Origin of the sequence: Shouchella lonarensis, assembly GCF_900096965.1 — a bacterium.
Taxonomy (GTDB): domain Bacteria; phylum Bacillota; class Bacilli; order Bacillales; family Bacillaceae_D; genus Shouchella; species Shouchella lonarensis.
Genome location: NZ_FMYM01000001.1, coordinates 1 through 20,172 on the forward strand (window position 1 = coordinate 1; position 20,172 = coordinate 20,172).

The following is a 20,172-nucleotide window of genomic DNA, read 5'->3' on the forward strand; positions in this document are numbered from 1 at the left end:
GAGGGTCTTTTCTTTTTTGCCCAGTCTTTTGCACCCAATATTCCACAATGTGGAATATTACGTGTTTCAGTCCTCGAGAACTATTTTACACATACTTAAAAATAGGTACATCCACAGCATCAATCTCTTTTTAAACACATACAAATGTGGTAAAATAAAGACAGGTATATTGAAGCAAGAACAGGAGGAAGATAGGCATGCCAAAAAGAATTTTACTGTTTATATTGACCAATATCTTGGTGTTAACAACAATTGGCATCGTTTGGTCGCTCATTACCCGATTTACTGGTATGAATAGCTCGTATTATACAGGCGGTCCTGGTCTAGGAATTGACTTTGGGACATTGCTCGTATTAAGTGCCGTAATTGGTTTCTCAGGTGCGTTTGTTTCTTTAGCCATTTCCCGCTGGGTTGCGAAGAAAATGATGGGCGTAAAAGTCATCGACCCGGATGGCCCGCTTACGTCACGCGAGCGTATGGTTGTTGAAAAAGTACATCGTCTATCACGCGCGGCAGGTTTAATGCATATGCCAGAAGTGGGGATTTACAACTCACCTGAAGTCAATGCATTTGCGACCGGTCCATCAAAGAAAAAGTCACTTGTAGCTGTTTCGTCCGGCTTGCTTGATGTGATGGATGATGATGCGATTGAAGGGGTTATCGCCCATGAAGTCGCGCACGTTGCCAACGGCGATATGGTGACAATGACGTTATTACAAGGAATTGTCAACACGTTTGTTGTGTTCTTATCCCGCATAGCGGCAATCATTGTTTCACGATTTGTGCGTGAGGAAATGCAATTTATTGTTCAGTTTATCGCAGTGATTGTGTTTCAAATTTTGTTTTCGATTCTTGGTAGCCTCGTCGTCATGGCATTCTCGCGGTACCGTGAGTTTCATGCAGACCGCGGTGGCGCCGACTTGGCAGGCAGAGACAAAATGGCACATGCACTCCGCTCTTTGAAGGCGTACATTGATAGAGCACATGTTGATCATGGTACAAATGATGCAGCCGTACAAACAATGAAAATTAGTGGTCCAGGTGGGATTGCGCGATTGTTCTCATCTCACCCAGAATTAGATGAAAGAATTGCTCGTTTAGAGCGTATGTAAGAGAAGACTGCTTCCGATAAGGGGGCAGTTTTTTAACGCAGAAACCAATAATATAGCGGTAAATATAAATGATAAATTTTTAAAATAAAGAAATCAAATGTTAATAAGTCATTATACTGGAAAAGTAAGCGTTCTCATGTTTTAATAAATATGGGTAGTACTTGAAATAGAAGTGAGTTGTCACTTTTCTGGTGACATTTGATTTCTGGATATATAGATATAAGGGGGTAAATAAATTGAAGGCTACTGGTATTGTTAGAAAAATTGATCAACTAGGCCGGATTGTGATACCAAAGGAACTCCGGAATGTCATGGGGCTTGAAATTGGTACACCGATGGAGATTTATGTTGAAGAAGAGCGGATTATTGTGCAAAAATATGAACCATCTATTAAAGCATGTATGGTAACAGGCGAATCGTCACATGAGCATTTGTTGTTAGCGGATGGGAATATTGTAATAAGTAAACGAGCTGCAACGCAGTTGTTAGAGGAACTCCAGAAACAAATGGGCGCGCCTGAACAAGAAGAAAAAGAGGTTGTCGCATTATCATAAAAGCAAGTGTCTAAAACACTCGTGCAAACAAACTCGTTTGCACGAGTACATATTAAGATACGCTTAGCCGTGCATCCTCTTGTTTATAAATTGCTTCAATTTCTTCCGCGATGTCTTCTTCTAACTCTTGCCACGTCGGTAACGAATCATAGTTTTGTATGACTGTAAACGTCTGTAAACAAACAAGCAAAAATGGATAAGACTCCCCTTTGTCTTCAATGATGATATACATATGGCTATCTTTCGTATAAATCATATCACCCGGCTTTCGGGTAGCAAGGGGTTCATTGACGTGAATATCCATATACGAAACCTCCTTTTTCATTATCATTGTCAACCGAGGCAAAGTGTATACAGGCAAGTGATTGAGGCTGGTAAATCATACGCATTTCCGTTAAAGTACTAAGTGAGGAGGAATGTGTGTGGCAAAGAAGAAGTATTACGTCGTTTGGCATGGGAGAAAACAAGGCGTTTTTGATCATTGGTCAGCGTGCGAAGAACAAGTAAAAGGATTTACTGGTGCAAAATTTAAATCATACAATACGAAGAAAGAAGCAGATGAGGCATTTAAGGCTGGCCCACAAAATACAGCTTCAGTAGCAAAACAATCACCTAAAGAAGTAAAGGATCAATCCGGGATCATTTGGGATAGCATTAGTGTTGATGTAGGTAGCCGCGGAAACCCTGGTCCTGTTGAATATAAAGGGGTTGACACAAAAACGGGTGCGATTTTATTTGAAAAAAAGCCGATGAAGATGGGCACAAACAACATGGGTGAATTTTTAGCGATCGTGCACGGGCTGGCCTACGTGAAAAAGTTAGGGGTACAAAAGCCAGTCTATTCTGATTCAACAACAGCAATCGGGTGGGTTCAAAAGAAAAAAGCGAATGCAACGTTAAAGCGGACAGCAGATACCGCTGAAATTTGGGCGCTTGTCGATCGAGCAGAAAAATGGTTAAAGGAAAACCGCGACCATGCCCCTGTGTTAAAATGGCATACGAAGCAATGGGGTGAAATTAAGGCGGACTACGGGCGAAAAGGGTAGCAGTACATTTGCGTGGAGGAAGGGTGGATTTGTATGAACATGGATATGAGAGAGCGCCAACAAGCATACGTACGCTCCGGTATAACCAAACCGGCGACATTTCGAGAGCAGCAATTGCGTAAGTTAAAGGAGATGTTGGAACGTTATGAGTCAACATTACTCACCGCGGTACAGCGTGATTTAAATAAACAGTCCTCGGAAGCGTATATGACTGAATTTGGCTTTGTTTATCAAGAGATTACCCACGCGCTTGAATCTTTAACCGCGTGGATGAAACCAGTCAAAATAAAGACGCCTCCCTCACATGTCGGTTCTCGCAGTTGGGTGCAGCCTGAACCATATGGTAGTGTGCTCGTCATTGCGCCGTGGAACTATCCAATTCAATTAACGCTCACGCCGTTAGTTGGCGCGCTTGCGGCTGGTAATAGCGTTGTATTGAAGCCGTCGGAGTTAACACCACATACTTCTCGTGCCCTGGCAGAAGCGATCACAGCGACGTTTTCACCCGAGGTGGTTTCTGTAATTGAGGGAGACGCCAAGGTAGCTTCAGCACTTTTAGACCAACCATTTGACTATATTTTCTTTACGGGCAGCGTTGCGGTTGGAAAGATTGTCATGGAAAAAGCTGCCCGCCATTTAACGCCGCACACGTTGGAGCTTGGTGGAAAAAGCCCGGCAATTGTAGATAAAACAGCGAAACTTACAATGGCAGCGAAAAGGATTGCGTGGGGAAAGTTTTCGAACGCAGGGCAAACATGTATTGCCCCAGACTATGTACTCGTTCATCAACATGTGTATGAGTCGTTTCTTGAGCAATTAAAAAAACAAACATTAAAGCTGTTCTCTGAACGAACCGCCGACGGGACGTACACACAAATTGTAAATGAACGACATTTTAAGCGGTTGTGTGCGTATTTTGATGATGGAACGATCGCGCTTGGCGGACAACACGATATGTCAACGCGTATGATTGCCCCGACCATTTTAACGGATGTGTCATGGGAATCTGCGGTGATGCAAGAAGAGATTTTTGGTCCGATTTTGCCAGTCATCCCTTATGACAATGAGGATCATGTGCTTGCGCGCTTGCATGCGCTCCCTAATCCACTCGCACTCTATGTATTTGCAGAAGATGTAGCGATACAAGAGCTGTTTACCGCGCAAGTTTCATTTGGCGGTGGTTGTATAAATGACACGTTGATGCATGTAGCAAATGTACATTTACCGTTTGGAGGGAAAGGGCCTAGTGGCATTGGTGCCTATCATGGTGATGAGAGCTTCCGCACGTTCTCGCACCAAAAGAGTTTACTGAAACAGTCAACAACAGTCGATATTCCGTTTCGTTATCAAACAGGTAAGCTTGGAGAAAAAGTCATTCGGAAATTGATGAAATAAACGTCATAATGTTGTTCGCCCCCTCATAGGATGTGACGAAGAGGGGGCGAACGCATTGTTAAAAAAGTGGACAAGCGAAGAAAAGTATTGGGTTATCGCTGGGATTGTGACATTGGTTGTGATGATCAGTAGTGCTCATTATGGCTTACAATAGAAATTTTATGGTAGGATAGAAGTCATTCGTATAACGAAATAGAGAGAGAAAGTGGGCGAGAGAGATGAGTTATCCAATGAAATGGGATTTAGACTCTTTATTTAAAGGAGGAAGTCAGTCAGAGGAATTGGCTGCATTTTTACAGGAGACAGATACGTTGTTTCAAACATGGTTAGATCGTCCTGAAACTGATGTAATCATTTCCGAGTTAACACACGCCGTTGACATGCTGTTTGGACGGATCAATGAGATGTTTTCGTTTGTGTCGTGTTTAATTGCACAGGACGTGAACGACAATCAGGCCTTGTTGTTAGAAGAAAAGTTGCAAGTACAACGTGTGAAATTTGAGTCATTGCGCTTGCGTTTGGCAGCACGTTTAAGAGAACTAGAAGATGATGCGTTTGCGACATTACTCACGGAAGAAGCATTAAAACCATTTGCTTTTTCGCTTTCTGAGTTGCGACAACATGCGAAAGATGAAATGGATCCAGCACGCGAGCACTTGGCAGCAAGCCTCGCGAAAGATGGCTATCATGCTTGGCAGTCTGTATATAATGAAGCAGTCGGTCGGATGGAAATCCCGTTTGAAGAAGATGGCGAGACAAAAATATTGTCGGCAGGACAGCTGTCTAATCGTCTGGATAGTCCAAACACGGCAGTGCGCGAGCGTGCTTCTTTAGCATATCAAAAAGCATGGAGCAAAGAAGCACCACTATTTGCCCAAACATTAAATCGTTTAGCTGGTTTCCGCTTAAGTTTGTATGAGGCGCGCGGTTGGGATGATGTGTTGAAAGAACCACACGCCCTTAATCGTATGCAAGAAAAAACATTACAGACGATGTGGGAGACAATCACAAAAAATAAGTCGCGTTTTTACAGATACATGGATGAAAAAGCGAAGTTACTTGGTGTTGAGAAGCTGAGCTTTCGTGATGTTCATGCTCCTTTACCAGTGGAAAATAAAGAACAAAGCGATATACCATATGATGACGCGTGTGATCTCATCATTCGGCATTTCCGTAAGTTCAGTCCGAAGATGGCTGATTTTGCTGAGATGGCGCTCCGCGATGGGTGGATAGAGGCTGAAAATCGGGCCGGAAAACGTCCTGGTGGTTTTTGTACGACCTTTTTGTTGTCCGGAGAATCGCGTATATTTATGACGTACGATGGGTCGATGGCAAATGTAGCGACATTGGCGCATGAGCTTGGTCATGCATATCATAGCTGGTGTTTAAAAAACAAGCCCGTTCAATTAGCGAAAGAGTACCCAATGAGTATTGCCGAGATGGCGTCAACTTTTGCAGAGATCATTGTTGCGGATGCGCTATTGGCAGAGACAGAGGACGAAGCGACGAAGAAAATGTTAGTTGAAAATCACCTTTCTCGTTCGTTATCATTTTTTATGAATATCCATGCGCGCTTTCTGTTTGAAATGCGCTTTTATGAAGAACGTAAAAACGGCATGGTGTCACAGGAACGCTTAAATGAAATGATGGTTGCAGCACAGAAAGAAGCATATGGCGACCAATTGTCGGAATATGATCCGTATTTCTGGGCGTCGAAACTACACTTTCATATTACGATGCGGCCATTTTACAACTTTCCGTACACATTCGGATATTTATTTAGTCTCGGTGTTTACGCGCAGGCGTTAAAGTCGGGGGCGTCATTTGAAGATCAATATATTGCACTGCTTGAAGATAGCGGTAGTATGACGATGGAAGATTTGGCAATGAAGCATCTAGGTGTGGATTTAACAACGCCTCAGTTTTGGCAAGAGGCCCTCGATGTTGTGTTGGCTGATGTGGACAAGTTTTTAGCGCTTTAATACAAACAAAAATGGCATGATCCTGCGCGAGGGTCATGCTGTTGTTCTTTTTAACAATTTTTTTAGAATATAAATGGACAAGTAAAAAATGGCGTGCTACGATAAGAATCAATTTATTTTCAAAGAGAGAAAGAAGGGGAGCGCATGACGGATACGAACATGACAAGTTATCGAATGAAGTGGGACTTAGATTCATTTTTTGAAGGAGGAAGTCATTCAAAAACATTTTCAGTCTTTTTGCAGGAGACAGAAGAATTGTTGCAAACATGGTTGGACCGTTCGATATGTAATGTAACGATTGCTGAATGGACGCTTGCGCTTAATATGTTGAGTGATCGTTTAGATCATGCGGACTCATTTGTAGAATGCTTGGTTTCACAAGATGTCAACGATGAGCAAGCATTGTTGTTAGAGGAACGTTTACAAGCACAAAGTGTGAAGTATGATATCTTACGTCTGCGATTGTCGACCCGTTTAAGAGAGCTAAAGGACGATGAGTTTGCGGCTTTGTTAGAAGAAGAGGCATTAAAACCACTTGCTTTTGTCCTTTCTGAGATGCGGCAGCAAGCGAAGGATGAGATGGATTTAGAGAGAGAGAGCTTAGTCAAACGTTTAGCAAAAGATGGTTATCATGCGTGGCAATCGGTGTATGATGAAGCCATTGGCCGAATGGAGATCCCCTTTGAAGAAGACGGCAAGACAAACATGTTATCAGCAGAGCAATTATTAAGAAAGCTTGACGGGCCAGACCGGACAGTGCGATTGCGCGCGTTTAAAGCGTATGAAAAGGCATGGGGACAAGAAGCGCCGTTATTTGCGCAAACATTAAATCGTTTAGCAGGCTTTCGTTTAAATTTATATGAGGCACGAGGTTGGTCCGATGTGTTGCAGGAGCCACTTGCGCTAAATCGGATGCAAGGAAAAACATTACAGACGATGTGGGAGACAATTACAAAAAATCAGTCGCGATTTTACCGTTATATGGATGCAAAAGCGACATTACTTGGCGTTGAGAAGCTTCATTTTCATGACGTTCACGCGCCTTTACCATCAAAAAATAAAGGAGACAATGAAGTTTCCTATAACGAGGCATGTGACTTGATCATTCGGCATTTCCGTAAGTTCAGTCCGAAGATGGCCGATTTCGCTGAGATGGCACTCCGTGACGGTTGGGTAGAGGCCGAAAATCGTACGGGCAAACGTCCGGGTGGGTTTTGTACGGACTTTCCTTTATTAGGACAATCACGTATCTTTATGACGTACGATGGCTCAATGACAGGTGTGGCCTTTCTGGCGCATGAACTTGGCCATGCGTACCATAGCTGGTGTTTAAAAAATGAACCATATGCTTTGACGCGAGAATACCCATTAAGCATTGCGGAAACGGCATCGACGTTAGCCGAGATGATGGTTGCGGATGCGCTTGTCGAAGAAGCAGAAGATAATCATGCGAAGAAAATGATGATCGAGAATAAGCTTGCTCGTGCGCTCGTTTATCTCAAGCACGTCCATGCGACCTTCTTGTTTGAGACACGTTTTTATGAGGAGCGTAAAAACGGGATGGTGTCACAGGAGCGCTTAAATGAATTGATGGTTGCAGCACAGCAAGAGGCGTATGGCGATCGACTCGCGACATACGATCCGAATTTATGGGCTTCTGTCGAGCATTTTCATATTACGTCAGCGCCATTTTACAACTTCCCATACACATTTGGATATTTATTTAGTCTTGGCGTTTACGCGCAGGCGTTAAAGTCGGGGACATCATTTGAAGATCAATATATTGCACTGCTCAAAGATAGCGGCAGTATGACGGTGGAAGATTTGGCAATAAAGCATCTAGGTGTTAATTTAACAACGCCTCAATTTTGGCAAGAGGCCCTCGATGTTGTGTTGGCTGATGTGGAGAAGTTTTTGTCGCTATAAATATAAAAACGGCATGATCCGAAGAGCATAAGGATCATGCCTATTTAGTCTTTTCGAACAAAACGTTCCAAAATGATCATAATAAGGTTATGTGCCATGATGTATGAAAGAAACGGTTTGAACTTACTGGAACCGTTTTCGTTTTTTCTCTAAACGATCTTTCTTCTGCGCACGCTCGTATAATTTGTCGTCAATTTGTGTGAGCGCCTCTTCGTCGTTCAATAAATCACGACGATTTTGATCAACCAACTCTTCGAAACGAATCAAATGTCTTTTTCGCATAATTTCCACCTTTATTTAGAATATTTCTTAACATAAATTATACCATGGCCTACTTAGATTACAACAGCAATTTTGTTACAAACATTTTATAAATTGATTTCTTAGTGAATGAAAGCAGAAGTTTTGTCGAAATATAGGAGCACGAAAGGTTGAGAGGAGGAAAGTCAAATGAGTGAACATCGTTTAAGTATACTTGAACAACAAATTGCTCAATTAGCAGAAGAGATCACACAAATAAAGAGAAATCAAGGGATGCAGTTTTCTCAGTCAACAACAGACGAATATTTATTAGGTGTATACAATTGTGAAAGCTGCACAAACGAGTAAAATGTTTTACAATAAAGGAGCGTGGTAAGGAGGGAGAAGATATGACGAAAAAACGTGTTGTGTTTGTGGTAGCAACAGCTGTCGTTATTGGGTCAATTTTAACAAAAAAAGAATGGCGTACAAATGCATGTAAAGGCATGCGGCAAGCGAAACAAAAAGTGAGTGAAGCAGTGACTTTTATGAAGGACAATCGTGCACATATTATGGAAGAAACAAAAGAAGCGCTTCAAGAGATGCGGGGTTTGGGACAAGAGATCGTCACTGATGTGACAACCGTTGTGGAAGCAGTCAGCCATTTACGCACGTCCTCGAAAGAAGCGTTACACGTGGCGAAAGAAGCGCTAGGAGAGATAAAAGAGCCGACAGATGTATAGAAAGAAGAAAGTCGGAAATATTACGATATAAGGACGGCGGCATACGCTGCAGTCCTTCCTAATTGACATTGCAAGGCGTGTGGGCAAGATGTTGTTTGTCTTACACTTTTTTCTTTTAAAGAATGAGGTGGTTGCGTTGAGCAAAGGAACGAATCATTCAACCGTGTCCGATGAACATGATTGAAATGAGGTGTTTCCAAAAGACAACAATCGATTTTACCCCAGAAGCAGAAGTATATGTCATTAGGTAGAGAGGTAGCAACGTTTTCGTTGCTGCCTCTTCTTTTTGGCATTTTGTGGGAGTATGATTTCACGGATAAAATGAAAAAAAAGTCAAACACTACGGTTACACTATTTCAATGAAGAACATGAGGAGGAAGCATGATGAAACGAATGACGTGGATGATCTTAATTTGTATACTGCTCCAATCTTTTTGGTTGCCACAGTCGTTTGCAGAAGGCGTAGACGATAAAACAAAAGAAAGCTCATTTGCTGTGCCCCAATCTGTGTTATCTATTTCAAAAGAAAACACATATAAAAATGCTACGCAAGACTTGCCTTATTTACAACCGAGTGAATTAGCTCAGAAGTTACTCGATTCTACAGAAGAAGAGATAGAAAATCCTGATTTAATCCGACTTATGAATGAATCGACTGTACAGTTTGCTCGCCTTGGTTTTGCAACAAAATTATCCATTTATTTGGGAGCTTGGCCGTTATCTTATGAGTCAGAGGGAACAGAAGTAAATTGGGAATACCAAAAAGTAAACACCAATTTTATTGATAATCGTGGTGGAAACGCACCGCGGAAGATGTCGTATTATCAAGAACAGCAGAAGAAAATTTCAGGTGGATTGACAGCGAAAATCCCCAACGCTGGAGCTGTTGAAAAGATGATGATGATTTATGCAGCGGAAAAAACAAATTTGCCTCTTGCATTTGATACAGTCATTGGTCAAGGAACGCGTAAAAGTCAAACGTACAATGTACCTCCTCAACAAGCGGGCTATTTGTATGGATATGTGCCAGCTGTTCATGAGAAGGGCAATGTCACTTACGGAGAAGTATATTTTACATTACGTGGTGGCAAACCGATTTTAGAAGTAAAAAACATTACCGATCAAGGAATTGGTGCGTGGATACCTGTTCAAGATCATTTATCTTTTACATTTATTGCTTCAACCAACTTACGTTAAACATAAAATGATGCCTTATTTTGGCATCATTTTATGTTTAACTGAGATGTTCGTTTGAGAAAATCAACATCTTTATAGTAGGCATCTTTCACTAATAAGTTTGGTCCAAGACACTTCACTGTCGGACAGTGACAAGAAATGGATTGCTGCAACTTAGATGATTGCCAGCGCTGAAAAGCATTTAAAAAGCTTGTATGTTGAATATTCCCGAGTTCAGGAACGTCACCAAAGTCTGTAACGATGATGTCACCACTAAATAGGTTGACATTTAAACGTGAGCGTCCATCTGGGTCATTGCGTACGGTCACAAGTGTTTCACTGTACAACCTTTCTTGAAGCGCCAAATCATCAGGGTTTTCGCTGCATGGATAAAAAGGCAGTGTACCAAATAACATCCATATGTTTTTGTTGCGACAATCAAGTAAACGATGGATACCGGCACGAATGTCATGTAAGCTTGCGACTTCCAAACTGCTTGCAAAGTCACTTGGATACATTGGATGAATTTCATGACGTTTACAGCCCATGTGAATGATTTGTTCATGAATACGTTCAAGATATGGGAGGGTTCGTTTATTTAACATTGTTTCAGCAGAAATGAATACACCTTCCGCAGAAAGTGCTTGTGCATTTTCAACCATACGGTGAAATAAAGCCTTGCGCTGCGCGGTAGATGGTTGATGTTTTGCGTTTGCAAAACCTATTTCAACAAAGTCATCGCTGCTTCCGTAATTATGAGAAATATGGAGGACATCCAAATAAGGAAGAATGCGTGTATACCGTTCAAGTGGCATGGTCAAATTAGAATTGATTTGTGTCTTTGCCCCACGTTCGTGTGCGTATCGCAATAACGGTTCAACGTAGTTCTTTACTGATTTGAGCGACATCATCGGTTCTCCACCTGTAATACTAAATGCGCGTAAATGGGGAATTTCGTCAAGGCGGCGAATGAGCAAGCTAAGCGGCAAAGGGTCGGGATCTTTTGGTGATAATGTATAACCAACAGCACAATGCTCACAACGCATATTACATAATGTTGTCGTGGTGATTTCAATGTTTGATAGTGTCAGTTTTCCAAAAGACTCTATATCTCGATAAGCTTCCCATGGATCATCATTTGTCTGTGTCGTATACATATCAATCATGTTTTTCTCTCCTTTACATTCAAACTTTATCTTAGCGTATTCAAACAAAAAATAAAAGCGTATGAAGGAAAGTAAAAAAATGAGGTGAACGGATGGGCTCTTCCACCGTTCACCTCAAGTTGCTTTCGTTATGGTTTGTTTTTGTGTGAAGGAATGTTTTTCTTTGTAGGCAATACTTCAATTTGCTTGATCTGATTCCCGTCAAACATTTTAACGATGAAATCAAAGCCATCAAAGGAAATACACTCGTCAACGACAATGTCGTATTTCTCAGTAAGCATCCAACCGCCAATGGTATCGGCATCATCTTCGTCAATGGAAATGTGAAGCAAGTCGTTCACGTCTGTAATCAATGTTTTCCCGTCAATGATATAATGATGGTCTGCCAATTTTTTAATTAATGGATCCTCTTCAACGTCAAACTCGTCACGAATGTCGCCAACAATTTCTTCAATAATGTCTTCAACAGTAATGAGGCCTGCAGTGCCACCATATTCATCAAATAAAATGGCCATGTGTGTTTGTTGTTTTTGCATTTCAATGAGTAGATCATTAATCGGAATGGATTCGATGACAGAAATGACAGGGCGAATGTAGTCATCGAGCTTAATTTCCGGTTTTCCTTCAGAATGGGGAGAGACCATATCCATCAATACTTCGCGAACGTTAACAATCCCAAGAATATGGTCTTTGTCTCCATTGACAATCGGATATCGCGTATATTTCTCCATCCTGATAATATCTAAATTGACATCAAAAGGATCTTCAATGGAAAGCGCACAAATTTCAGTACGTGGTACCATGATTTCTTTTGCAATGCGATTGTCAAACTCAAAAATTTTGCTGACGTATTTGAACTCTGCTTGGTTAATTTCGCCACCTTTGTAGCTATCAGAAATAATTAAACGAAGCTCTTCTTCTGAATGAGCTTGCTCATGCTCTGACATCGGCTTAAAGCCGAGGATGCGAATTAATATGCGAGCTGAGCCGTTTAAAACCCATATAAAGGGATAGAGAAGCCGATAAAACCAAATAAGAGGACGTGCAATGAGTAAAGTTACTTGTTCTGCTCGTTGAATTGCAATCGTTTTAGGTGCAAGCTCACCAATGACCACGTGCAGAAATGTAGCGAAGGTGAATGACACTAGGATAGCGAGTGTCGTCACAAGCGTCGGTGGAACAAATCCAGCAAAAAGTGGATGAAGCATATGTTCAAATGTCGGCTCGGCTAGACGGCCGATCCCAAGTGCTGTAATTGTAATTCCGAGTTGGCATGCGGATAAATATTCATCTAGATGGCTGACAACCCTTTTTGCGTAAATAGCTGATTTTTTCCCAGTGTCAATATGCGGTTCAAGTTGGGTACTCCTGATTTTTACAATCGCAAATTCAGATGCGACAAAAAAAGCAGTGAGCAAAATTAAAACGGCTACGGCCATTAAACTAAGCATTTGTTGAATTTCCAAATAGTCCCCTCGAAGAATGAGGGAGTCACCTCCTGTGTGTTTAAGCCAAATGACAATTGTCAGTTTGACTTGCGAGTGTCTCAAAATTTTTGCAGTTAAACGTACAAATCGAGACAGAACACACCCACACATACAACTAAGAGTGAGTGACTTTTAGTCAGTAAAGGGGTGGTTCAATGCATCTCGTACCATTTTCATTACATTGTACTCTCCACCATCGAACCACCCCTTTCACATTTATTCCTTCCTATCATATGCAAAAAGACAGAGAAAGTCAATCATTTTCTGGAATAATTAACAATTTATTTTATTAAATTAGAATTGTTATTTGAAAGGTCGGCCTTATGTGCCAGACCTTTCTTTGCTATTTACATTGCACGTTCTGCTTTCCCAAATGTGATGGCAGTCATAAACCCAGCAAAGAGCGCCAAGGCACAAATGAGGCCATATAAAAATGAATGCGGCATACCAATAGGGAAAATCACGATAATTGAACCAGCTACGAGACCAAACATGACAGCATATGTTGCTTGTGTGTATGTGTCAAAAAAGAAGCGGATCACCCGGCTTGTAATAAGAATGCCAGCACAAACGCCAAGACCAATGGCAGTAATGACAGGCACATTGAATGTGGTCAGCGAGGAAATGGCTGTATGGTATACACCGAGCACCATGAGCATTAATGAGCCACTCACGCCTGGAAGGACAAGCGCAGTACTTGCAATCCAGCCAGAAGCAAATAAAAATAAGTAGGTGCCGGTATCTAGGTTGGTGATGACAGTTGTCGTCGGTTCACTAACGAAGCGCATCAGTGCCACGAGTGCGAAAGAGACGACCATAAGTATGAGGTGAGTGAGTCGGAATGATTTTTTTGAATGCGTGCGACCAGACCGCCATAAAAACGGCAAAATGCCGATAATCAGCCCGACAAAGAGATAAAATAGCGGTGCTTCGTGATGTTTCAATAAGTACTTAATCAAGTGACTAAACAATAGCAAAGCACAAACCATTCCAATTCCAAGCGGGACTAGAAATCCAAACGCACGCTGCCAATTTCCTTTTGTTAAGTCGCTTAAAGATTGTAGTAAACGTTCGTATATGCCCATTAACATTGCAATGGTACTTCCGCTAATGCCAGGCATAATCTCAGTGATCCCCATCGCAGCACCGCGAATAATATTCGACCAAATAACCATGATGTAGCCTCCAGTATAATAACGTGTGAAAAGTGTCATGCTAATCAAACCATAGTCGGGTGAAACATGCAAGTCCAATGCTTGAAAGATCGATATATCATTTGATGGGAGGAAGAAAGATGAGGCGATACAGGAATGTTGTTGCTTTTTTATGTATTATCATGATGTTTCTACATGTACAAACAGTGAACGCGTATCATAATCAGACATATAACTGGAGTTATAAGCCGGCGCCACAACATACACCAGCAACGACTGAGGAAATGTATGAGCAAATGCTGGCACAAGCAGATGGATACTATATTGGCGATACAAATGAAAAAGTTTTGTACTTAACATTTGATAATGGCTATGAGAATGGCTATACAGAAAGCATCCTCGATACATTAAAGGAGAAAGAAGTGCCAGGAGCATTTTTCGTGACCGGTCACTATTTAAAGTCAGCGTCTGATTTAGTCAAACGGATGGTGACAGAAGGTCATATTGTTGGAAATCACTCTTTTCATCATCCAAGTTTACCAGCAGTGAGCGATGAACGGCTTGTCGCTGAGTTAGAAGGTGTGAAAGAGTTGTTTACAAAACTGACAGGTGAGCAGGAGATGCGTTATTTACGCCCGCCACGAGGAGAATTTAGTGAGCGAACATTGATGAAAACAAAAGAACTTGGTTATACAAATGTCTTTTGGTCACTCGCGTATAAAGATTGGGATCCAGATCGGCAAAAGGGTGGAGATTATGCTTATGAACAAGTAATGAAACGTATTCACCCAGGGGCCATTATGCTTGTGCACGCCGTTTCTTCTGACAATGCCGAGGCACTGCCGCGCATCATTGATGAATGTCACAAGCTTGGCTACACGTTCAGGAGCTTAGATGATTTGTCATTTTCGCACGTATTGCCATAAAAGAGCAAAAGCAGCGCGGATGAAACCGCGCTGCTTTTGCGCATGCTCATAGTGGGAGCAGTTATAAAGAAGAGAGTGTGACATCATGACCGATGGCTGCTGCAATGGTTTCTAATGTCGTCCTATCGGTTGGATCAAACGCGTCTACTTGTTTTGTGCGAACGATCATGAGGCCAATCTTTTGATCGTCACAATTATAAATAGGACATGTCAATTCATTCATATGTGACTTTCGCAAATCATCTTGGAAGCAAGACGCCGCCACAAGTTTTGTTTCGGTCCCTTCGCATATGTATATGCCTATCCAATCAATATACGGAACGGTTTGAACTAAACTGTGTGCGGTTTTTGTGAAAATTGCTTTCGTGTCCGCTGTTTGAAAAACATCAGCCATAATTTTTAATGATGCGATATCAGTAGCGATTGACAAGATTGTTCCCTCCCAATGTGTTGTTTCCCTTTCCATTTTAACAGAACTCTTTCTTGTTCCGGATTAGCAAGTTTAGGAAATACGTCTGGTTTGTTATAATAGAGGGATGAATTGGATGTACGGGGGTTTATGAGATGAATGGAAAGAACATAAGACCAGAAAAAGGCCAGACGATCCCGCTGAAAGTAAAACGATTGGGTATTAATGGCGAAGGGATTGGCTATTATAAGCGCCATGTTGTTTTTGTCAAAGGCGCGTTACCGGGAGAAGACATTATTTGTGAAATAACGAAAGCACACGAGAAGTTTTTCGAGGCAAAGGTAGAAAAGATCCGCAAACCTTCGCGAGAGCGCATCAAGCCGCCGTGCCCGATTTATGAAAAGTGCGGGGGCTGTCAACTGCAGCATATGACATATACTGCTTCGCTAAGAGCGAAGAAGGAGATTGTCAGACAAGCGTTTGCACGGTACACCAAGATGGATGCCCGTACGTTACCCCTTCACGACATAATTGGGATGGAAGATCCGTGGTATTATCGAAATAAAAGTCAATTGCAAGCACGAACAGAAAAAGGGAAGATTGTTGCAGGATTGTACAAGGAAAATAGTCACCAGTTGGTTGATTTGTCTGCTTGTATGGTGCAACACCGCACACTAAATGACGTCACTCAAGTTGTAAAAGACATTTTAACGACATTAAAGATTCCCACGTACGATGAAAAAAAGCATCGCGGGGATGTGCGCACGATTGTGACGCGGATTGGATTTGAAACGGGACAAGTGCAACTTGTGCTCGTGACGACACGGGAGGCATTTTCGAAAAAAACAGCGTTCATCGAAGAAGTAAGGCGACGATTACCGGAAGTGACTTCACTCGTACAAAATGTGAATCATAAACGAACGTCACTTATTTTTGGTGAGGAGATGATTCACTTAGAAGGAGAAAAAACGATTGAGGAGAGACTCGGTGAGCATGCTTTTTCTCTATCGGCACAAGCTTTTTTCCAACTGAATCCAGTGCAGACAGTCCATTTATATAATGCGGCGAAAAAGTGCGCGCGCTTAACAGGTGAAGAAAAAATCGTTGACGCGTATTGTGGTGTCGGCACGATTGGGCAGTGGTTGGCAAGTGACGCAGCTGAAGTACGCGGGATGGATGTGACAAAAGCGGCGATTGTAGATGCACGGAAAAAAGCGGCGCAGATGAACATGAATGCCCGCTACGAGGTTGGGACAGCAGAAGAATGGCTACCACGATGGATGAAAGAAGGCTATCGACCGGATGTCATTGTTGTTGACCCGCCGCGGACAGGTTGTGATGAGAAATTGTTAAAAGCGGTGTTGCAAGTGAAACCGGAGCGATTTGTATATGTATCGTGTAACCCATCGACATTAGCAAAAGATGTGGCGAAACTTACTGCGCGGGGGCATTATGAAGTGACGTCGATTCAGCCTGTCGATATGTTTCCGTGGACGGCGCATGTTGAGACGGTTGTATTGATGTCAAGGGTAGAAAAATAAGAGTGTAAAAGTGCTTGATATAAAGGGATTTCCGAGATTCCAAATAAAAATAAGAAATTCATAAATCCCGTAGAATTGCCTAAAACCAAACATATCCACGGTCAAAATGCCACAGGGTTGAGTTGACAGGATTAAAACAGGTAGGTTGGGTTGATAGAAATGTTGTAGAAATAGGCTAATCAACATTGCTGAAATGAATCCCAATGATGATTAGCCTGACAACAATTATAGCCTGTGCACCATTGAATGTTATAGGAGCTATCACTTTCCTTTAATGGGGTAAGTGATATCAGCAACCAATTCTCTGTTCCGGTATTTGGATTTTTTTCATACAAGCGTTGTATAGTTAATTCGGCTAGTGTGATGATGACATGGTGAAATTGATCTGTACTTTTTAATGGTTTTACAAAGATGTTAGTCAGTACACTGTGGTATGATAATTCCAGAAGAACTTGCTTTTCTTCTTGCGTGTCTAAGGTATCAATTCTTATATCCACAAGAGGGTTGCAAGGGTCCTCAACTAGTCGCTTAGAATATGCTGATAATTTTTCGAGAAGTGCATTTTGGATTTGTGAATTGCCTTGATAATAAATTGATATATGCAATATAGGTCTTCTGTTATTCATGATAATACCTCCTTAGGTAGTATCACATATTAACTCTAAAGGGCGGTATTATCAAGTTGTAAAATGAACAATAAGGTTGAATTTGTTATACTTTTGATTATGCTCATATCCTGTATATGAATAACAAGACCCATGCCGTTTATTAATTACTTCAATAAACGACATCGGGTCTAAATTAAGACAAAGGTGTATCAGTTTTGGTCGACAGACGGTAAAGTCTGCATTAGGGCAAAGAAATGTTCAGGCTTACCGGTACTAAAATAGTTATACCAAGCTTCCAATGTGTCTGATTGAAACACGCCTAAATGTTCAATGATTTGCTTTGCCCATAATAAGCCTCCGGTAGAACTTGCAGTAATAAGGTTGTGATCCGTCACAGATGGCTTGTCTATATAAAAACTTTGTCCTTTATAATTGGGAGAAACCATTTCAAGGAATCCCGCTCCATTACTGGTGTGCGGACGATTATCTAACACCCCAATATTGGCAAGTGCAACAGTAGCACCACAGATTGCACACACCGTACCGCCGGAAGAAAGCAATTCTTTTGCCTTTTCGATAATCGCGCCATGCTTTGGGTCGCTCCACGTATTTGCACCCGGTAAAATTAACACGCTTGTTTCACTCACAATAATATCCTCAATTTGACAATCCGGCACGATTGTCATTCCGCCCATTGTCTTAATCGGATCGTTAGAGTTGCTTACCGTTTTGAGCGATACTTTCTCCGCATCCTTCTTAAAAAATCTGCTCGAATGCAGCTCAGCAGTAACATATCCCGTTTCCCAGTCGGCTAAAGTGTCAAGAATATAAACATAGATTGTAAACATAAATTACCTCCATTTTTATTGTTTTATTGATTTGTTCGCTTTTTTATTGTATCATATAATTATTGACAACAGTATGGCAACAATTATAAACAGGAGGATGTCAGATGAAAATAGACAGGCTTGTTAGCATGATTATGATACTCCTTGACAAAGATCGGATTGGCGCACAGGAGTTAGCGGATATGTTTGAAGTTTCACCTCGCACAATCTATCGTGACATAGATACAATAAATATGTCGGGAATTCCTGTCCACTCCACATCGGGAGTAGGTGGCGGCTTTGAAATTATGCGAAATTATAAGCTTGATAAAAAGGTTTTTTCGACTGCTGATCTTTCTGCTATCTTGATGGGGCTTTCCAGCCTTTCAAACACGGTACGAGGTGATGAACTGGTAAATGCCCTTGCAAAAGTCAAGAGCTTTATCCCCGCCGAAAAAACAAAAGATATTGAAATAAAAGCCAATCAAATCTATATAGATTTAAGACCGTGGATGGGTAACAGTAACATACAACCGTACTTGGAAATTATCAAAACAGCCTTACAGGAAAGTAGGCTACTTTCGTTTCAATATTCTGCTCACCATGGAAATAAAACTGCACGAATAGTCGAGCCGTATCAGCTTGTATTGAAAAATAGTCATTGGTACTTACAAGGTTACTGCTATATGAGAAGTGATTATCGCTTATTTAAACTATCTCGTATATCAAATTTACAAATGCAAGTAGAAACTTTTATACCACGAGATTATGAGAAACCCATTTTAGAATTTACGGATTTTTTAGAAACAATACAAACAAAAATTAAAATCCGTGTTCATAAATCTGTGATGGATAGAGTACTTGATTATTGTGCTTATGAACAATTTGCTCCAGATGGCGATGAGCATTACATTGTTGATTTCCCCTTTATAGAGAACGATTACTATTTTGATATTCTTCTTAGCTTTGGAAATAAATGCGAGTGTTTAGAGCCGTTACACATTCGTGCAGAAATGAAACGTAAAATACATGATATAGCTGTCTTATACAAAAACTAAAACATGAATACTTTCATAGCAAAATAGAATGGTGGCTATTCTGAGTTGATTTTAGCATCGCTACTGCGTAGGAAATATAAATAATCTCTCTACAACTTCCAATTTGCCTTGGGTTAGAATCGTCTAAAGAAAGTAGGAATTACTGGTTGGACTGCAGACATTATTTCGGGAACAATTGTGACTTTACTTCTCTAAATTTAATAGAATGGGTGAATTATTATGCGCATTGTAGCCTATTTAGTGATCGTAGTCGTTTCGATTGTGATGCTAACATATATTTTCTTTGATGTCGGGAATAGACATTTAGTAAGATTGTCTAGCGCTATCTTTTGGATAACATTGATTTTAATGTGGGTAAAAAGAAAAGAAAAAAGGAAGAATCTTTAAGGGGATATACTTGGTTTTTCGTATGACAATGGATCACCCTGCCTATGTTTGTCATTTTGGTTCTGTAGACATCACGGCAAAAAAAGTAAAGGCGATTGCGACTGCCACAGCCAGTGCCTTAATCGATGCTGGCTATTTTTTGTATTATGGGTTGGCAGCGCTTATTTTGCACGATATAGTTAGATATAACGTCTGTATTCTCCATGACAGTAGAAAGGTGTAAAAGAAAATGAACAAAAAAACTATCCCATTAATATTGTTTTTAATGTTTGCTTCGCACTGGCTTTTAAAGATTTTTCTTCCTCTCTATGAGGACAGTTTAATTGGAAACATCATTTCTATATCCTTGATTATCGTTGGGGTCTTCTTGCTGGTCCTGTATTTTAAGAAGGATGGAGATTCTTAAGTTAAAATAGAATGGGCGATTTGAAGTGC

21 protein-coding genes are annotated in these 20,172 nt (G+C 41.1%); 13 read left to right on the forward strand and 8 right to left on the reverse strand.

All coding sequences use genetic code 11. The features are described 5' to 3' along the window. The first annotated feature begins 197 nt into the window (after window positions 1-197). Together htpX and BLT29_RS00010 are read left to right on the forward strand one after the other, a co-directional pair. Window positions 198-1,112, forward strand: coding sequence for a protease HtpX (htpX, locus tag BLT29_RS00005; RefSeq protein ID WP_090774223.1), 915 nt, complete (start codon window positions 198-200; stop codon window positions 1,110-1,112). A 236-nt stretch (window positions 1,113-1,348) separates the two neighbouring features. Beyond that, window positions 1,349-1,666: an AbrB/MazE/SpoVT family DNA-binding domain-containing protein gene (locus BLT29_RS00010; protein ID WP_176763707.1), complete on the forward strand. Its 318-nt coding sequence runs from the start codon at window positions 1,349-1,351 to the stop codon at window positions 1,664-1,666. A gap of 52 nt (window positions 1,667-1,718) precedes the next feature. On the opposite strand, the gene BLT29_RS00015 is transcribed toward BLT29_RS00010, so the two are convergent. After that, window positions 1,719-1,970 carry a hypothetical protein gene (locus BLT29_RS00015; protein WP_090774225.1) on the reverse strand — a complete coding sequence of 84 codons (252 nt, stop codon included), beginning with the start codon at window positions 1,968-1,970 and terminating at the stop codon, window positions 1,719-1,721. A gap of 118 nt (window positions 1,971-2,088) precedes the next feature. Between BLT29_RS00015 and rnhA the strand changes: the two genes are divergently transcribed. The 4 genes from rnhA (at window position 2,089) to BLT29_RS00035 (ending at window position 8,015) form a co-directional block, all read left to right on the forward strand. Continuing rightward, the gene (gene rnhA / locus BLT29_RS00020) at window positions 2,089-2,712 is read left to right on the forward strand and encodes a ribonuclease H (RefSeq protein WP_090774227.1); all 624 of its coding nucleotides are present in this window, start codon (window positions 2,089-2,091) and stop codon (window positions 2,710-2,712) included. A gap of 33 nt (window positions 2,713-2,745) precedes the next feature. Further along, window positions 2,746-4,107 carry an aldehyde dehydrogenase gene (locus BLT29_RS00025; protein WP_090774229.1) on the forward strand — a complete coding sequence of 454 codons (1,362 nt, stop codon included), beginning with the start codon at window positions 2,746-2,748 and terminating at the stop codon, window positions 4,105-4,107. A gap of 218 nt (window positions 4,108-4,325) precedes the next feature. Beyond that, window positions 4,326-6,089, forward strand: a complete 1,764-nt coding sequence (locus tag BLT29_RS00030; RefSeq protein ID WP_090774231.1) for a M3 family oligoendopeptidase — start codon at window positions 4,326-4,328, stop codon at window positions 6,087-6,089. A 144-nt stretch (window positions 6,090-6,233) separates the two neighbouring features. Continuing rightward, a complete protein-coding gene (locus BLT29_RS00035; RefSeq protein ID WP_245700938.1) occupies window positions 6,234-8,015 on the forward strand; it encodes a M3 family oligoendopeptidase in 1,782 nt (593 codons plus the stop codon). 123 nt (window positions 8,016-8,138) lie between these two features. On the opposite strand, the gene BLT29_RS00040 is transcribed toward BLT29_RS00035, so the two are convergent. After that, the gene (locus BLT29_RS00040) at window positions 8,139-8,297 is read right to left on the reverse strand and encodes an FbpB family small basic protein (protein WP_090774233.1); all 159 of its coding nucleotides are present in this window, start codon (window positions 8,295-8,297) and stop codon (window positions 8,139-8,141) included. Window positions 8,298-8,465: 168 nt separating this feature from the next. Here BLT29_RS00040 and BLT29_RS13195 point away from each other — a divergent pair, with 168 nt between their 5' ends. The 3 genes from BLT29_RS13195 to BLT29_RS00050 all read left to right on the forward strand — a co-directional run bounded on the left by BLT29_RS13195 (window position 8,466) and on the right by BLT29_RS00050 (window position 10,195). Then, complete coding sequence (locus tag BLT29_RS13195; protein WP_176763708.1) at window positions 8,466-8,624, forward strand: hypothetical protein; 159 nt, start codon at window positions 8,466-8,468, stop codon at window positions 8,622-8,624. Window positions 8,625-8,665: 41 nt separating this feature from the next. Then, the gene (locus BLT29_RS00045; protein WP_090774235.1) at window positions 8,666-8,998 is read left to right on the forward strand and encodes a hypothetical protein; all 333 of its coding nucleotides are present in this window, start codon (window positions 8,666-8,668) and stop codon (window positions 8,996-8,998) included. A gap of 381 nt (window positions 8,999-9,379) precedes the next feature. After that, window positions 9,380-10,195: a YfkD famly protein gene (locus BLT29_RS00050; protein WP_090774238.1), complete on the forward strand. Its 816-nt coding sequence runs from the start codon at window positions 9,380-9,382 to the stop codon at window positions 10,193-10,195. Window positions 10,196-10,221: 26 nt separating this feature from the next. Here BLT29_RS00050 and yfkAB read toward each other — a convergent pair whose 3' ends face one another. The 3 genes from yfkAB to BLT29_RS00065 all read right to left on the reverse strand — a co-directional run bounded on the left by yfkAB (window position 10,222) and on the right by BLT29_RS00065 (window position 14,002). Then, on the reverse strand, window positions 10,222-11,340 hold the full coding sequence (yfkAB, locus tag BLT29_RS00055; RefSeq protein WP_090774240.1) for a radical SAM/CxCxxxxC motif protein YfkAB: 1,119 nt from the start codon (window positions 11,338-11,340) through the stop codon (window positions 10,222-10,224). A 128-nt stretch (window positions 11,341-11,468) separates the two neighbouring features. Further along, on the reverse strand, window positions 11,469-12,806 hold the full coding sequence (locus BLT29_RS00060; RefSeq protein ID WP_245700940.1) for a hemolysin family protein: 1,338 nt from the start codon (window positions 12,804-12,806) through the stop codon (window positions 11,469-11,471). A gap of 368 nt (window positions 12,807-13,174) precedes the next feature. Continuing rightward, window positions 13,175-14,002 carry a DUF368 domain-containing protein gene (locus BLT29_RS00065; RefSeq protein WP_090774242.1) on the reverse strand — a complete coding sequence of 276 codons (828 nt, stop codon included), beginning with the start codon at window positions 14,000-14,002 and terminating at the stop codon, window positions 13,175-13,177. Window positions 14,003-14,121: 119 nt separating this feature from the next. Here BLT29_RS00065 and pdaA point away from each other — a divergent pair, with 119 nt between their 5' ends. Further along, the gene (gene pdaA, locus BLT29_RS00070; protein ID WP_090774244.1) at window positions 14,122-14,907 is read left to right on the forward strand and encodes a delta-lactam-biosynthetic de-N-acetylase; all 786 of its coding nucleotides are present in this window, start codon (window positions 14,122-14,124) and stop codon (window positions 14,905-14,907) included. Between the two features lie 61 nt (window positions 14,908-14,968). Here the strand turns inward: pdaA and BLT29_RS00075 are convergent, their stop codons facing one another. Then, window positions 14,969-15,337, reverse strand: a complete 369-nt coding sequence (locus tag BLT29_RS00075; protein WP_090774563.1) for a GAF domain-containing protein — start codon at window positions 15,335-15,337, stop codon at window positions 14,969-14,971. A 134-nt stretch (window positions 15,338-15,471) separates the two neighbouring features. Here BLT29_RS00075 and rlmD point away from each other — a divergent pair, with 134 nt between their 5' ends. Further along, complete coding sequence (gene rlmD / locus BLT29_RS00080; protein WP_090774246.1) at window positions 15,472-16,857, forward strand: 23S rRNA (uracil(1939)-C(5))-methyltransferase RlmD; 1,386 nt, start codon at window positions 15,472-15,474, stop codon at window positions 16,855-16,857. Window positions 16,858-17,036: 179 nt separating this feature from the next. On the opposite strand, the gene BLT29_RS00085 is transcribed toward rlmD, so the two are convergent. Both BLT29_RS00085 and BLT29_RS00090 read right to left on the reverse strand, forming a co-directional pair. Then, complete coding sequence (locus tag BLT29_RS00085) at window positions 17,037-17,483, reverse strand: hypothetical protein (RefSeq protein ID WP_090774248.1); 447 nt, start codon at window positions 17,481-17,483, stop codon at window positions 17,037-17,039. Window positions 17,484-17,674: 191 nt separating this feature from the next. Beyond that, window positions 17,675-18,313 carry a type 1 glutamine amidotransferase family protein gene (locus BLT29_RS00090; RefSeq protein WP_090774250.1) on the reverse strand — a complete coding sequence of 213 codons (639 nt, stop codon included), beginning with the start codon at window positions 18,311-18,313 and terminating at the stop codon, window positions 17,675-17,677. Between the two features lie 104 nt (window positions 18,314-18,417). On the opposite strand from BLT29_RS00090, the gene BLT29_RS00095 reads away from it, so the two are divergent. Together BLT29_RS00095 and BLT29_RS00100 are read left to right on the forward strand one after the other, a co-directional pair. Continuing rightward, window positions 18,418-19,350: a helix-turn-helix transcriptional regulator gene (locus BLT29_RS00095; RefSeq protein ID WP_090774252.1), complete on the forward strand. Its 933-nt coding sequence runs from the start codon at window positions 18,418-18,420 to the stop codon at window positions 19,348-19,350. A gap of 397 nt (window positions 19,351-19,747) precedes the next feature. Continuing rightward, entirely contained in the window at window positions 19,748-19,960 is a 213-nt protein-coding gene (locus BLT29_RS00100; protein WP_090774254.1) for a hypothetical protein, read from the forward strand. Window positions 19,961-20,172 lie beyond the last annotated feature (212 nt).

What these genes read in the sequence shown, in the direction of transcription:
- htpX (WP_090774223.1), top strand. Translation starts at nt 198, where the DNA reads ATGCCAAAAAGAATTTTACTGTTTATATTGACCAATATCTTGGTGTTA.
- BLT29_RS00015 (WP_090774225.1), bottom strand. Translation starts at nt 1,970, where the DNA reads ATGGATATTCACGTCAATGAACCCCTTGCTACCCGAAAGCCGGGTGAT.
- BLT29_RS00025 (WP_090774229.1), top strand. Translation starts at nt 2,746, where the DNA reads ATGAACATGGATATGAGAGAGCGCCAACAAGCATACGTACGCTCCGGT.
- BLT29_RS00030 (WP_090774231.1), top strand. Translation starts at nt 4,326, where the DNA reads ATGAGTTATCCAATGAAATGGGATTTAGACTCTTTATTTAAAGGAGGA.
- BLT29_RS00035 (WP_245700938.1), top strand. Translation starts at nt 6,234, where the DNA reads ATGACGGATACGAACATGACAAGTTATCGAATGAAGTGGGACTTAGAT.
- BLT29_RS00040 (WP_090774233.1), bottom strand. Translation starts at nt 8,297, where the DNA reads ATGCGAAAAAGACATTTGATTCGTTTCGAAGAGTTGGTTGATCAAAAT.
- BLT29_RS13195 (WP_176763708.1), top strand. Translation starts at nt 8,466, where the DNA reads ATGAGTGAACATCGTTTAAGTATACTTGAACAACAAATTGCTCAATTA.
- BLT29_RS00045 (WP_090774235.1), top strand. Translation starts at nt 8,666, where the DNA reads ATGACGAAAAAACGTGTTGTGTTTGTGGTAGCAACAGCTGTCGTTATT.
- BLT29_RS00050 (WP_090774238.1), top strand. Translation starts at nt 9,380, where the DNA reads ATGATGAAACGAATGACGTGGATGATCTTAATTTGTATACTGCTCCAA.
- yfkAB (WP_090774240.1), bottom strand. Translation starts at nt 11,340, where the DNA reads ATGATTGATATGTATACGACACAGACAAATGATGATCCATGGGAAGCT.
- BLT29_RS00065 (WP_090774242.1), bottom strand. Translation starts at nt 14,002, where the DNA reads ATGGTTATTTGGTCGAATATTATTCGCGGTGCTGCGATGGGGATCACT.
- pdaA (WP_090774244.1), top strand. Translation starts at nt 14,122, where the DNA reads ATGAGGCGATACAGGAATGTTGTTGCTTTTTTATGTATTATCATGATG.
- rlmD (WP_090774246.1), top strand. Translation starts at nt 15,472, where the DNA reads ATGAATGGAAAGAACATAAGACCAGAAAAAGGCCAGACGATCCCGCTG.
- BLT29_RS00085 (WP_090774248.1), bottom strand. Translation starts at nt 17,483, where the DNA reads ATGAATAACAGAAGACCTATATTGCATATATCAATTTATTATCAAGGC.
- BLT29_RS00090 (WP_090774250.1), bottom strand. Translation starts at nt 18,313, where the DNA reads ATGTTTACAATCTATGTTTATATTCTTGACACTTTAGCCGACTGGGAA.
- BLT29_RS00095 (WP_090774252.1), top strand. Translation starts at nt 18,418, where the DNA reads ATGAAAATAGACAGGCTTGTTAGCATGATTATGATACTCCTTGACAAA.